Raw genomic sequence first — 12,745 nt, forward strand, 5'->3', positions numbered from 1 at the left:
AGACTTTCATTGCAGGAGAGAGACCGAATGCTTTTTCTCGAATCGACCCGCGACCAGCTGCTGCAACCGCTGCTGGCCGCGAGCGGCGTGGTCGAAAAACGCCAGACGATGCCCATCCTCGCCAACGTGCTGCTCGAGCGCGACGCCGGCCGCCTCGGCCTCACCGCCACCGACGGCGAGATGCAGCTCGCCGTACGCATCGACGCGAGCGAGCTGCCGGGTGAAGAGGGAAGGCTCACCGTCAATGCGAAGAAGCTGCTCGACATCCTGCGCAGCCTGCCCGAAGGCGCGGTGATACGGCTCGAGCGCGACGGCGACAGCCGCCTGGTGCTGCGCTGCGGCCGCAGCCGCTTCACGCTGCAGGCGCTGCCGGCCGAAGAATTCCCCCGCCTGGTGGCACCGCAGGGAGAAGACGCGCCGATGCGGCTCACCCAGCGCGAGCTGCGGCGGCTGATCGCGCTCACTTCCTACGCCATGGCGCAGCAGGACATCCGCTATTACCTCGTCGGCATGCTCTTTGCCGCCGAGGGCGACCGGCTCGACGTGGTCACCACCGACAGCCACCGCCTCGCCCACTGCGCCCAGCCGCTCTCCGAGCCCCTGTCTGGCGCACGCGAAGCCATCGTACCGCGCAAGGCGGTGGGCGAACTGCAGCGGCTGCTCGCCGACAGCGACGAGACGGTGGAAGTGCGCATCGCCGACAAACAGATCGTGTTTCGTTTCAAGGACACCGAATTCCTCAGCAAGATCATCGACGGGCGCTTCCCCGACTTCCGCCGCGTCATTCCCAAGGATCACCCCATCCGCGTCTCCTTCGTGCGTACCGAGCTGCAGCAGTCCTTGCAGCGCGTGGCGATCCTTGCCAGCGACAAGATCCGCCCGGTCAAACTCTCCTTCTCCCCGGGCCTGGTGCGCCTGTCGAGCCACAACGCCGAGCAGGAAGAGGCGGTCGAGGAGATCGAGATCGCCTACGACGGCCAACCGCTGGAAATCGGCTTCAACGTCGGCTATCTGCTCGACGTGCTGGGGGCGCTCACCAACGAGGTCGTGCATCTGTCGCTCAAGGACGGCAACGCCGCCACGCTCATCACCGTCCCCGAGGACGAAGGCTTCGAATACGTCGTGATGCCGATGCGCCTGTAGAACCGCAGCAAGAAAAATCTGTCAGACATTTCATCGATACGAGGAAAGAATTTCCGTCATGAGCCGAGACGTGCAGAAAACTCCCAGCGAAACCTACGACGAATCCGCCATCCAGCAGCTCGAAGGGCTGGAGGCCGTGCGCAAGCGTCCCGGCATGTACATCGGCGATACCTCCGACGGCACCGGTCTGCACCACATGGTGTTCGAGGTGGTCGACAACGCCATCGACGAGGCGCTGGCCGGTTACTGCGACGAGATCGTGGTGACGATCCACGCCGACAACTCCGTGTCGGTGATCGACAACGGCCGCGGCATCCCGGTGGGCATCAAGTGGGACGACAAACACGAGCCCAAGCGCAGCGCCGCCGAAATCGTCATGTGCGTGCTGCACGCCGGCGGCAAGTTCAACCAGAACAGCTACAAGGTCTCCGGCGGGCTGCACGGCGTGGGTGTGTCCTGCGTCAACGCGCTCTCCAAGTGGCTGCGGCTCACGGTGCGGCGCGACGGCAAGAAGTACTTCATGGAGTTCCACCGCGGCGTACCGGCCGTGTTCGACGAGGAAGTGATCGACGGCATCCCGGTGCGCAAGATGCGCGAACTGGGGCCGACCACCAAGCGCGGCACCGAGGTGCATTGGCTCGCCGACGAGGAAATCTTCGGCACCGTCGAATACCATTACGACATCCTCGCCAAACGCCTGCGCGAGCTCTCCTTCCTCAACAATGGCGTGCGCATCAAGCTCATCGACCAGCGCACCGGCAAGGAGGAGGATTTCGCCTTCTCCGGCGGGGTGCGCGGCTACGTCGAATACCTCAACCGCAACAAGCAGCCCATCCATCCCCACATCTTCCACGCCCAGGGGGTGGTGAAAGTGCCGCAGGACGTGGGGCACGAAGTGGAGATCGCCGTCGAGGTGGCGATGCAGTGGAACGACAGCTACCAGGAACAGGTGCTGTGCTACACCAACAACATCCCGCAGCCCGACGGCGGCACGCACCTCACGGGGCTGCGCGCCGCGCTCACGCGCGTCATCAACCGCTACATCGAAGAGCAGGAGATCGCGAAGAAGGCCAAGGTCGAGATCACGGGCGATGACATGCGCGAGGGCCTTGCCTGTGTCCTGTCGGTGAAGATGCCCGACCCTAAGTTCGCGAGCCAGACGAAGATGAAGCTCGTCTCCTCCGAGGCGCGCCCGGCGGTCGAAGAGATCGTCTCGGCCAAGCTCGCCGAATTCCTGCTGGAAAACCCCAACGACGCCAAGACGATCTGCGGCAAGATCGTAGAGGCGGCGCGGGCGCGCGAGGCGGCGCGCAAGGCGCGTGAAATGACGCGGCGCAAGGGTTTGCTCGACGGCGTGGGGCTTCCCGGCAAGCTCGCCGACTGCCAGGAAAAGGATCCGGCGCTGTGCGAGCTCTTCCTCGTCGAAGGGGATTCGGCCGGCGGCTCGGCCAAGCAGGGGCGCGACCGCAAATTCCAGGCCATCCTGCCGCTCAAGGGCAAGATCCTCAACGTGGAGAAGGCGCGCTTCGACAAGCTGCTGCAAAGCCAGGAGATCGCCACCCTCATCACGGCGCTGGGCACCGGCATCGGCAAGGACGAATACAAGCCGGAGAAGCTGCGCTACCACCGCATCATCATCATGACGGACGCCGACGTCGATGGCGCCCACATCCGTACCCTGCTGCTCACCTTCTTCTACCGGCAGATGCCCGAGCTCGTCGAGCGCGGCCACATCTACATCGCCCAGCCGCCGCTCTACAAGATCAAGCACGGCAAGACCGAGCTCTACCTCAAGGACGACCAGGAGCTGCAGCAGCACCTGCTCAGGCTCGCCCTCGACGGAGCGGAACTGCTGCCGCGCGAAGGAGCCGAACCGCTGCGTGACGAGACGCTCGCCGGTCTGGCGCGCCAGTATCTGCTGGCCGAATCGCTCATCTCCCGTCACGCCGCGCGCATCGACGCGCAGGCGCTGCGCACGCTTCTCGCCAACGACGTCGCCCTCGACCTCTCCAGCCAGGAAGCGGCCTTGGCCAGTGCCGAGCGGCTGCGCGCCGTGCTCGAGGGAGCGCTGGAAGTCGAAGCCGTGTTCGACGAAGAGAGCGAGGAGTGGGTGCTGGAGCTCACGCGCATGCACCACGGCAACGCCCGGCGCTCGCGCATCGACCCCGATTTCCTCGCCTCGCACGACTGGCGCCTCATCCGCGAGGCCGCCCGGACGCTGGCCGATCTCGTCGGTCCGGGGGCGCAGGTGCGCCGCGGCGAAAAAAGCCAGCCGGTGGGCAGTTTCGCCGAGGCGGTGCAGTGGCTCCTCGCCGAAGTCGAGCGCAACCTCGTCAAGCAGCGCTACAAAGGACTGGGCGAGATGAACCCCGAGCAGCTGTGGGAGACGACCATGGACCCGGCGGTGCGGCGGCTGCTGCGCGTGCAGATCGAGGACGCCATCACTGCCGACGAGATCTTCACCACCCTGATGGGCGAGCAGGTCGAGCCGCGGCGCGCCTTCATCGAGACGAACGCGCTCTACGCCCGCAACATCGACGTGTGAGACCGGCGACGGCGCCTCATTCGAGGCTTGCCGTCGCGAGCTTCATCCCGAAGGCGACGAAGAGCGCCCCCACCGCGCCGGTGCCGCCGATGGCGAGCCGCCGGCGTCGGCGGAAGGCCGCGGCGAGTTTGGCGCCGGCGAGCACCAGGGTGGCGAGATAGGTCATGCTGCACAGCTGCACCGACACCCCCAGCACCAGGAAGGCGAGGAGCGGATACTCCGCCTGAGGGTCCACGAACTGGATGAAGAAGGAAAAGAAAAAGAGAATGGCCTTGGGGTTCATCAGGCTGATGAGCAAGGCCGAACGGAAGGGGTGCAAAGCCCCCGTGCGCACTTCTTCTTCGGGCGTGGCGATCGCCTCGCCGCGGCGCAAGGCTTGGCTCGCCCGCCAGGCGGCGCGCATCAGCTGCAGGCCGATCCAGCACAAATAAACCGCCCCCGCGAGCCGCAGACCGAGAAAGAGCGCCGGCACGAGCTTCAAGAGCGAGGCGGCGCCGAACACCGCCGCGAACATCAGCACAGTATCCCCCACAAGTACGCCGAGCGCCGCCCGGGCGCCGGCGCGCGCGCCATGGCGCGAGGCCGTGGTCATCACGTAGAGCGAATTGGGCCCCGGCAGCAAAATGATGAAGATGGTGCCGATCAGAAAGGTGGAATAGTCGACGATACCGAGCGACATGGTTCGATCCGCAAGAAATTCCGACGACGCTCATGCTAACCGATCTCGCCGCCGTCGGGTAAGACCACAGGCGTCGTCTAAAAAACGCGGTGGCGCTTGACCGCCCCCAGCAGTGCTGCTAAAAAGAGAACCTGAGCCGGCGCCAGACCGGCCCGATCATCGACCAGAGGAGGAAGACCATGGGTGCGATCCGTCACCTCATCGCTGCGCTGGCGCTGTGCACTTGCGCTGCCGTGGCCCAGGCGCAGACCTACATCACCGTGCTCACCGGCGGCACGAGCGGCGTCTATTACCCGCTGGGGGTGGCCCTTTCCAAGATCTACAGTGAAGCCATTCCCGGCGCCAAGACGAGTGTGCAGGCGACCAAGGCGAGCGCCGAGAATCTCAACCTGCTGCAGGCCGGCCGCGGCGAAGTGGGCTTCTCGCTGGGCGATGCCGTCACCCAAGCATGGACGGGGAACGAGGAAGCCGGTTTCAAACAGAAGCTCGACAAGCTGCGGGCGCTGGCGGCGATCTATCCAAACTATATCCAGATCGTGGCGAGCAAGGAATCCGGCATCCGTACCCTGCAGGATCTGCGCGGCAAGCGCCTGTCGGTGGGAGCGCCGCGCTCCGGCACCGAGCTCAATGCGCGCGCCGTCCTCGCCGCCGCGGGACTGTCCTACGCCGATCTCGGCAAGGTGGAATACCTCCCCTTTGGCGAATCGGTCGAACTGATGAAGAACCGCCAGCTCGACGCCACCTTGCAGTCGGCCGGCTTGGGCGTTTCTTCGATCCGTGACCTGGCGACCAATGTGCCCATCGTCGTCGTCCCGGTGCCGCCGGAGGTCGTGACCAAGATCGGCGATCCGGCCTACCAGCCGGCGGTGATCCCGGCCGGTACCTACAGCGGGCAGGATCAGGACGTCCCGACGGTGGCGGTGCGCAACATTCTGGTGACGCACAGCGGGGTGCCGGAAGAGGTGGTCTATCGCATAACGAAGTCGATGTTCGAGCATCTCGACGAGCTCGTGGCCGCCCATACCGCAGCCAAGGGAATCAAGCTCGAAGAGGCCACCAAGGGTCTGCCGATCCCGCTGCATCCGGGGGCGGAGCGCTATTACCGTGAAGTCGGCCTGATCCGTTGAAGGAGGGGCACCATGCACGAAGGCGTCGGCCAAGCGGCGGAAGACGAGAGGGGGGTTGCTTCACGCCTGCTTTTTCTCATCGCGGTGGCTTTCTCCCTTTTTCAACTCTACACGGCGGCCTTCACGCCTTTCTCTTCCCTGGTCACGCGCGCCGTGCATGTGGGTTTTCTGCTCACGCTCACTTTCGGCTTCCTCGCGCGCGACGGTCTGGCCAAGGGCAAGAGGCTCGTTCCGCTGCTGTTCCTCGCCTGCGCGCTGCTCGCCGCGGGGGTGGCCGCCTATCAGTGGGTGTTCGAGCATGAACTGATGCTGCGCTCGGGCGAGCCGACCTCGCTCGATCTGTGGATTGGCATCACGCTCATGGTGCTCGTCTTCCTCGCCACGCAGCGCATGATGGGCTGGGCCTTGCCGCTCATCTGCGGCGTGCTCGTGCTCTATGCGGTCTATGGGCGCTGGCTACCGGAGCCCTTGAATCACCGTGGTTACCCATGGGAGCAGGTGATCGAGCACCTCTCCTTCGGCACCGAAGGCATCTACGGCATTCCGATCTACGTCAGTTCGAGCTACATCTTCCTTTTCATCCTCTTCGGCGCTTTTCTCGAGCGCGCCGGCATGCTCAAGCTCTTCACCGATTTCGCTCTGGGACTCGTCGGACACACCCAAGGCGGGCCGGCGAAGGTGGCGGTGGTCGCGTCGGCCCTCATGGGGACGATCAACGGCAGCGGCGTGGCCAACGTGGTGACGACCGGCCAGTTCACCATCCGTCTGATGAAGCAGTTCGGCTACCGTGCCGAGTTTGCCGGCGGGGTGGAGGCCACGGCCAGCATGGGCGGACAGATCATGCCGCCGGTGATGGGGGCGGTGGCCTTCATCATGGCCGAGACGATCGGGGTGGAATACGTGGAAGTGGCGCGCGCGGCGCTCATCCCGGCCATCCTCTACTTCGTGACGGCGTTTTGGGTGGTGCATCTGGAGGCAGGGCGACTGGGCCTGACCGGCATGCCCAAGGAGAGCCTGCCCAATCCGTGGCGCGCGGTGCGCGAGCGCTGGCATCTGGTACTGCCGCTGGCGGTGCTGGTCTATCTGCTCTTTTCCGGCTACACGCCGCTCTTCGCCGGCCTCGTCGGCCTGCTACTCACCGTGGTGCTGATCCTGGGCGCGAGCCTGTCGGAGGCGGCATTGAGGGGCGCGATTCGCACCCTTTTCTGGATCGTACTGGGGCTGATCTGCGCCGCCTTCTTCCGCTGGGGGATCGCGCCGGTGCTGGTGCTCATCGCCGTCCTGGTGCTCGCCTGCGCATTCCTCCCGAAGAGCCGGCCTACTCTGCCGGATCTGGTCGCGGCCTTGGCCGAGGGGGCGCGGCAGGCGCTGCCGGTGGGGATCGCCTGCGCCCAGGTCGGCGTCATCATCGGCGTGATGACGCTCACCGGGGCGGCCTCGAGCTTTGCCAACGCGGTGCTCGCCGTGGGGCAGCACAGCCTCTTCCTGTCGCTGCTGCTCACCATGCTCGTGTGCCTGGTGCTGGGCATGGGTATCCCGACGATTCCCAACTACATCATCACCAGCTCGCTCGCCGCCCCGGCCCTGTTGCACCTGGGTGTGCCGCTCATCGTCAGCCACATGTTCGTCTTCTATTTCGGCATCATGGCCGATCTCACGCCTCCGGTGGCGCTGGCCTGTTTCGCCGCTGCACCCATCGCCGGGGCCTCGGGCCTGGCCATCAGCCTGCAGGCGATCCGCGTGGCGGTGGCCGGCTTCATCATCCCCTTCATGGCGGTATACGCCCCGGCGCTGATGCTGCAGGGCGATCCAGGATGGCTGGAGGTGGCCTACGTCGTCTTCAAGGCACTGCTGGCCATCTGGCTGTGGGGCTGCACGGCGATCGGCTACTGGCTCGGTCCCATGTCCTGGTTAGAGCGGCTGTGGGCTTTCGTGGCCGCAGCCCTGCTCGTTGCCGCCGTACCGCTCACCGACGAGTTGGGGTTCCTTGCCAGCGCTGCCTTCCTTTTCTGGCATGTCTGGCGTCATCGTCGCAGCCCGGCGCCAACATGAGCGGTCTGTGCCTGAGCGCGCTGGGAACGACGGTCTTCCTGCCCGTGGGCGTCTTCACCTTGAGCTGGCAGCATTCGATCGAGAAGACGCCGTGGGAAGAGCGCTGGCGCATCGAGGAGGGGGTGCCGGCCCGGCTCGTTTTCGTCGAAGGGCGCATCCGCGGCTCGGGCGCCGGCATGGAGCCCCCGCCGCAGGCGAGGCTGGAGGACGGCGTGTGGGTCTATCACGCGGATCTGCGCCTTCCTGCCTTGCATCTGACGCACTCGCCCTTTGCGCCGGAATACCGCCTGTGCCTCGAAGAGGGATGTCATGCGCTCGATGCCTGGCTGCCGGCTTTGCCGGAGATCGGGGAAGTCGAGCTCTTTCCCTGCTCGCCGTCTTCGGCGGGCTCTCCTCCACGCGCCGCCGACAGCGCCGGCAGCATGGCGCGCAGCGTTTCGGCGAAGAGGTAGAACCGCCCCTCGAAGCGCTCGCGGGCGTCGCGCGCTTCGCCCGCCGTCTCGTCCTCCGCGTCGGTGCGCGCGAGGCGTTTGAGCGCTCCATCGGCGGTGAGCGCGAAACTCAGCCGGTCGGCATAGGCGAGCGCGAGCCGCGTCGGGCGCTTGCCGGCCGCCAGGTGGGCGCGGATCTCGGCGGCGACTTTTTCCTCCTGCAGGGGAAGCCGCGCGTAGCGCACGAGCGCACGGCTGTCGTCCTGCGCTTCGAGCTGCACTTCGTCTTCGAGCGAGAAGGGGCCGGGTGCCTCGCCGGCGAGCAGCCAGTCGGCCATCGCCGAGGCGGGCGCGAGCCGGGTGCGCCAGGGCTTCAAGGGGAAACGTTCGGCGCTGGCGCGCAGGGTGTCGATCACCCGTTCGGCAAGGGCGAGGCTGCCGGCATCGACGGCGAACCACCCTTCGCGCGGATCGATCCACACCGGCACGCGCCGGCGCCGGGTGAAGGCGCGCGGCAACCATTCGGCGCGGATGGCCTCGCGCAGGTCACGCAGTTCCTTGCGCGAGAGGGGATAGCCCCGCTCCTCGGCGATCGCCTCGGCGCGCTGTTCGGCCTCGGCCTTGACCACGCTCGCCGGCAGGATACGCTCCTCGCGCACCCAATGCGCCAGCCAGTGCCCCCCTATGTCCGCTATGGCCTCGTCGTCGCCGAAGGGCGGCGCCCAGCCTTCGCTCGTCTCGTTCTGCGGCCCCACCGGCAGGAAGGGACTGCGGAGGAAGAGCTCGTTCCAGTAGGTGCGCCCTTCCGGACCATCCCAGCGGTAGAGGCGCAGGTTCTTGAATTCGATCATGCTTTTCCTCGTTTCTTTCGCGCGATCGCGACGATGCACGCCATGGTGTCGGCATCGGCCGCAGCATAGGCCTGGGCAAGCCACTCGGCCACGGGCCGGCCGTCGGGCGCAAGCAGCGCTTCGTCCAGGGTGGTGTCATAGCGGAAATTCAGCCCGAGGCGTTCGCCTTCGATGATGAGCGAGATCTCCAGCGTTCCGCCGGGCCGGCCGTCCTGGGGTTCAACGACGAAGCGCAGACGTTTTCCCTCTTCCCACTCGACACGATCGCGGTAGCTGTCGTGGCCAAAGTGCAGCCGGCGCAGCACGTGCGCCGGGCCTCGCTCCAGGATGTCGCAGCCGGTCAGCCCCAGGACGAATTCCTGCGGATGCTCGATGCGCGTCGCCAGGCCCTGCCAGACCTCGATGGCATCGAGTGCTTCTTCCGGAGCGAAGAAAAGGCGGTGTTCGAAGTGCACGGCGAGGTCCTCTCGAAGGCTGCAGCGAAGTCTAGGGGGAAGGGACGGCGAGGGCAAGGGGCAAGGGACGGTGGGGCGAAGCCGCAGCGATGGGTAGTTGTACACAGATCTTTTATAAAAACTTTTAGTGTTTACTATGCTCGAGGAGGATCTGTGGAAAACCAAAGAAACACGTTGATAACATTGAAGTTTCCTTGATGGTGATCCCGTGGGCGCATGGGCTTGCAAGCAGTGCGGCGTAGACGAATGCTTTCTCCGATGCGGAAAAAACGGCAAGTTTTCCCCAAACTTTCCCACGCTTTCCCTCGTCCTTGTTCACTGTGGCGGGTTTGCCACAGCAAGAAACCATAAAAAATTTACGGTCTTTAAAAAGACCTTTCTGTATGAATGGTCATTTGCGGCGACATGGGTTGGTAAACAATTTGAAGTAGTAAACAAAAAACCATGTAAACAACGTTCATCCCAAATCTGTGGATAACTTTGTAGCTTCCGCAGGATTTGAGCGTTTCCCCGTCGGGAAAACTTCGGGAAAAACCTGGGAGCGGCGGTGGAGGAATTGGGGATGGAATCCAGTGCCGGGTAAATATTCTCATTGATCCACAAACGATTACCGGAGAATCCCTGTGTTCATGCACGGTCTGGAACCGTTTGGAAGGGAACAGGGAAAGCGCGGACAGGGATGGGGGTAGGCTTGTGGATAATTCTGTGAAAAGGGCGCAGCGTGATGAATCCGTTCAAGGACTTGCCCGCGTTTCTTCACGATCGACTGGAAGAGGGGAGAAGAAGGGATGGCGTTGACATCGCGCGCCGCGGCGGTGTATCTTGCCCTTGCTTCGGGTGCTCGCTCCGATGTCTTGGGAGCGGGTGAAACGGGAAGCCGGTGAAGCGGGCATCGCCCCGCCATTCCGACGCAGCCCCCGCTGCTGTGAGCCTGACGGGAAGCGCATCGGCCACTGTGCCTTCGAGGGCATGGGAAGGCGCGCGGACCGGATGACGGCGAGCCAGAAGACCGGCCCGGAGTGCGTAGTTGGTGCGAGCCCCGGGGTGTGGGTTTGGCTGACGGTCCGGGGCGGTTTTTTTTCCTCTTCCCCTCTCCCGTAGGCCCTTTCTCCTCGTGCGGCTCGTCTTGGCGAAACGTTCGCAAAGGAGACGGGTCATGCATATCGAACCAGGCGTCGTCACGGGCGCCAAACTGTTGCTGGGTCATGCCACCGCGGCCGCGAGCCTGGGGGCGGCGTTCTTGCTCTCGGCCAAGGTGGTGAAAAAGGACGGCTTGCCGGCGCTCGCGCTGCGCGCGTTCGTGGCGTCCTTGCTCGTGTTCTGTTTCTTCGAGGTTCTGCCCCACCAGCCGGTGGGCGTGTCCGAGGTCCACCTCATCCTGGGTTCCACCCTACTGCTGCTCTTCGGCCCCGCGGCGGCGGCTCTGGGTCTGGCGGCAGGCTTGCTCATGCAAGGGCTCTTCTTCGCCCCGGCCGATCTGCCGCAGTTCGGCATGAACGTGACCACGCTCCTCGTGCCGCTCTTTGCCACGGCGCTCCTGGCGCGGCGCATCGTGCCGCCGCATACTCCTTACGTCGATCTGCGCTATCGCGATGTGCTGCGCCTGTCGCTTGCCTATCAGGGGGGCGTGGTGTCGTGGGTGGCGTTCTGGGCGCTCTACGGCCAGGGGATCGGCGCGGAGAATCTCGCCCAGGTGGCTTCATTCGGCGCGGCCTACCTCGCGGTGGTGCTCGTCGAGCCGCTCATCGACCTGGCGGTGCTCGCGGCGGCCAAGGCTTGGCATGGCGGCGGGGAATCCCTGTTGCTGCAGCGGCGCCTCTTCGCAGGTCGGGTCTGATGCCAGGAACGGTGTGGTTCGTCGGGGCTGGCCCCGGCGATCCGGAGCTCCTCACCGTCAAGGGCAAGGGGCTGCTCGAGCGTGCCGGGGCGGTGCTCTTCGCCGGGTCGCTGGTGGATGCGGCGGTGACGCGCCATGCGCCGCGCGGCTGCCTCATCCGCGATTCCAAGGACATGACGCTCGAAGAGATGACCGAGTGGCTGGTGGACGCGGCGAAGGCGCACGAGACGGTGGTGCGCCTGCAGACGGGCGACCCTACCCTCTACGGGGCGCTCATCGAGCTCACCCGGCCGCTCACGGCGGCGGGCGTTCCTTGGAAAGTGGTGCCGGGGGTGTCGTCGGCGATGGCGGCGATGGCGGCCGCGGGCGAGTCGATGACTCTGCCCGAGGTGACGCAGACGGTGATCCTCACCCGGGTGGCCGGGCGCACACCCATGCCGCCGGGCGAGGAGCTGGAGGCGCTGGCGGCGCACCGCAGCACGATCTGCCTCTTTCTCTCGATCACGCGCCTTGCCGAAGTCGAGCGCGGGCTGCGCGCGGCCGGCTGGCCGGAAGAGTCGCCGGTGCTGGTGGTGCACAAGGCAAGCTGGCCGGGCGAAGAGCGCATCGTGCGCACCACGCTCGGCGAATTGCGCCGGGCGTGCCGCGAGGCGGGGATCGTGAGCCAGGCGATGATCGTGGTCGGCCCCACCCTGGGGGCGGCGTCGTGGCCGAAACTGGCGCGCAGCAAGCTCTACGATCCCTCTTTTACCCATCGCTGGCGGCGGGCGAAGACGAAGGAAAGCGACACATGAACGAACGGACGGTGCTGGTGGTGGCGCACGGCTCGCGCGAGACGTCGGGCAACGCCGAGACCGCGGAATTCGTGGCGCGCTGGCGGCAGATGCGGCCGCAGTGGCGCATCGAGCTGTGCTTCATCGAGCATGCCGAAATCCTGCTCGACGAAGGGCTCGATCGGGCGGCAGAAGGCGCGCGCGAGGTGGTGGTGCTGCCGCTCATCCTCAACGCGGCCGGGCACGTGAAGATGGAGCTTCCCGAGGCGATCGAGCGGGCGCGGGCGCGCCACCCGCAGGTGCGCTTCGTGGCGCGCCGGCATCTGGGCATGGGAGCGGAGCTTTTTTCGCTCATCCAGCAGCGGCTGCAGGAGGCGCTGGGGGAACTGGACGTGCCCGATCCGGCCACCACCGGCGTGATTTTGCTCGGACGCGGTTCGTCGGATCCGGGAGGGAACGCCGAGCTCGCAAAAATGGCGCGCTGGGTGTTCGAGGCCAATGACCACGAGCTGGTCGATCTGGCGTTTACCGGTATCACTTGGCCGCGGCTGGAGACGGTGGTGGCGCGGCAAGTGAGGCTCGGCATGATGCAGATCGCGATCGTTCCCGTCTATCTCTTCACCGGGGTGCTGATCGAGCGCATCGGGGCGCAGGTGGAGCGCCTGCGGCGGCAGTATCCCCGGGTGGCGTTCGCGCTGGCGCGCCATTTCGGCTTCGACGAGCGCCTCGTCGCCTTGCTGGAAGCACGGGTGGGGGAGGAAGGACGAGAGGGGATGCTCGAGTGCGACGGCTGCAAATACCGCGCCGCCGCGGCCCACGAGCATGCTCACGCGCATCATCACGGATGAGGAA

The 12,745-nt window shown here is 65.7% G+C and carries 10 protein-coding genes, 1 pseudogene and 1 riboswitch; of the genes and pseudogenes, 8 read left to right on the plus strand and 3 right to left on the minus strand.

Annotated elements, in window-relative coordinates; translation table 11 throughout:
- Positions 1-27 precede the first annotated feature (27 nt).
- Positions 28-1,143, plus strand: a complete 1,116-nt coding sequence (gene dnaN, locus EPD82_RS08810; protein WP_055423051.1) for a DNA polymerase III subunit beta — start codon at positions 28-30, stop codon at positions 1,141-1,143.
- Positions 1,144-1,201: 58 nt separating this feature from the next.
- Positions 1,202-3,688, plus strand: coding sequence for a DNA topoisomerase (ATP-hydrolyzing) subunit B (gene gyrB, locus EPD82_RS08815; RefSeq protein WP_141056441.1), 2,487 nt, complete (start codon positions 1,202-1,204; stop codon positions 3,686-3,688).
- Positions 3,689-3,704: 16 nt separating this feature from the next.
- Here gyrB and leuE read toward each other — a convergent pair whose 3' ends face one another.
- On the minus strand, positions 3,705-4,367 hold the full coding sequence (leuE, locus tag EPD82_RS08820; RefSeq protein WP_055423049.1) for a leucine efflux protein LeuE: 663 nt from the start codon (positions 4,365-4,367) through the stop codon (positions 3,705-3,707).
- Positions 4,368-4,546: 179 nt separating this feature from the next.
- On the opposite strand from leuE, the gene EPD82_RS08825 reads away from it, so the two are divergent.
- The 3 genes from EPD82_RS08825 to EPD82_RS12195 are packed head-to-tail and all read left to right on the plus strand — an operon-like array spanning position 4,547 to position 7,998.
- Positions 4,547-5,494 carry a TAXI family TRAP transporter solute-binding subunit gene (locus EPD82_RS08825; RefSeq protein ID WP_141056442.1) on the plus strand — a complete coding sequence of 316 codons (948 nt, stop codon included), beginning with the start codon at positions 4,547-4,549 and terminating at the stop codon, positions 5,492-5,494.
- Positions 5,495-5,506: 12 nt separating this feature from the next.
- Positions 5,507-7,546 (plus strand): TRAP transporter permease, encoded by a 2,040-nt coding sequence (locus EPD82_RS08830; protein WP_141056443.1) that lies wholly within the window; start codon positions 5,507-5,509, stop codon positions 7,544-7,546.
- The gene (locus EPD82_RS12195; protein WP_141056444.1) at positions 7,543-7,998 is read left to right on the plus strand and encodes a DUF1850 domain-containing protein; all 456 of its coding nucleotides are present in this window, start codon (positions 7,543-7,545) and stop codon (positions 7,996-7,998) included. The genes EPD82_RS08830 and EPD82_RS12195 overlap by 4 nt, the downstream gene beginning before the upstream one ends.
- On the opposite strand, the pseudogene EPD82_RS12075 reads toward EPD82_RS12195, so the two are convergent.
- Together EPD82_RS12075 and EPD82_RS11940 are read right to left on the minus strand one after the other, a co-directional pair.
- Positions 7,998-8,828: pseudogene (locus EPD82_RS12075) on the minus strand (recombination-associated protein RdgC); the annotation flags it as partial. The gene EPD82_RS12195 and the pseudogene EPD82_RS12075 sit on opposite strands and share 1 nt — an antisense overlap.
- Positions 8,825-9,283: an AtaL-like protein gene (locus tag EPD82_RS11940; protein ID WP_170210815.1), complete on the minus strand. Its 459-nt coding sequence runs from the start codon at positions 9,281-9,283 to the stop codon at positions 8,825-8,827. The gene EPD82_RS11940 and the pseudogene EPD82_RS12075, both read right to left, overlap by 4 nt.
- Positions 9,284-10,101: 818 nt before the next feature.
- A riboswitch (cobalamin riboswitch) is annotated at positions 10,102-10,315 on the plus strand.
- A gap of 124 nt (positions 10,316-10,439) precedes the next feature.
- Between EPD82_RS11940 and EPD82_RS08850 the strand changes: the two genes are divergently transcribed.
- From EPD82_RS08850 to EPD82_RS08860, 3 genes are read left to right on the plus strand one after another with little or no spacing between them, the layout of a single operon-like run.
- Positions 10,440-11,120 carry an energy-coupling factor ABC transporter permease gene (locus EPD82_RS08850; protein ID WP_055423045.1) on the plus strand — a complete coding sequence of 227 codons (681 nt, stop codon included), beginning with the start codon at positions 10,440-10,442 and terminating at the stop codon, positions 11,118-11,120.
- Complete coding sequence (cobM, locus tag EPD82_RS08855; protein WP_141056447.1) at positions 11,120-11,914, plus strand: precorrin-4 C(11)-methyltransferase; 795 nt, start codon at positions 11,120-11,122, stop codon at positions 11,912-11,914. Before EPD82_RS08850 ends, cobM begins: the two co-directional genes overlap by 1 nt.
- Entirely contained in the window at positions 11,911-12,741 is an 831-nt protein-coding gene (locus EPD82_RS08860; protein WP_141056448.1) for a sirohydrochlorin chelatase, read from the plus strand. Before cobM ends, EPD82_RS08860 begins: the two co-directional genes overlap by 4 nt.
- The last annotated feature ends 4 nt before the right edge of the window (positions 12,742-12,745 follow it).

Source organism: Tepidiphilus succinatimandens (genome assembly GCF_006503695.1).
GTDB classification, from domain to species: domain Bacteria; phylum Pseudomonadota; class Gammaproteobacteria; order Burkholderiales; family Rhodocyclaceae; genus Tepidiphilus; species Tepidiphilus succinatimandens.

Coding starts and splice junctions, on each gene's coding strand:
- dnaN (WP_055423051.1), top strand. CDS start 28: ATGCTTTTTCTCGAATCGACCCGCGACCAGCTGCTGCAACCGCTGCTG.
- gyrB (WP_141056441.1), top strand. CDS start 1,202: ATGAGCCGAGACGTGCAGAAAACTCCCAGCGAAACCTACGACGAATCC.
- leuE (WP_055423049.1), bottom strand. CDS start 4,367: ATGTCGCTCGGTATCGTCGACTATTCCACCTTTCTGATCGGCACCATC.
- EPD82_RS08825 (WP_141056442.1), top strand. CDS start 4,547: ATGGGTGCGATCCGTCACCTCATCGCTGCGCTGGCGCTGTGCACTTGC.
- EPD82_RS08830 (WP_141056443.1), top strand. CDS start 5,507: ATGCACGAAGGCGTCGGCCAAGCGGCGGAAGACGAGAGGGGGGTTGCT.
- EPD82_RS12195 (WP_141056444.1), top strand. CDS start 7,543: ATGAGCGGTCTGTGCCTGAGCGCGCTGGGAACGACGGTCTTCCTGCCC.
- EPD82_RS08850 (WP_055423045.1), top strand. CDS start 10,440: ATGCATATCGAACCAGGCGTCGTCACGGGCGCCAAACTGTTGCTGGGT.
- cobM (WP_141056447.1), top strand. CDS start 11,120: ATGCCAGGAACGGTGTGGTTCGTCGGGGCTGGCCCCGGCGATCCGGAG.
- EPD82_RS08860 (WP_141056448.1), top strand. CDS start 11,911: ATGAACGAACGGACGGTGCTGGTGGTGGCGCACGGCTCGCGCGAGACG.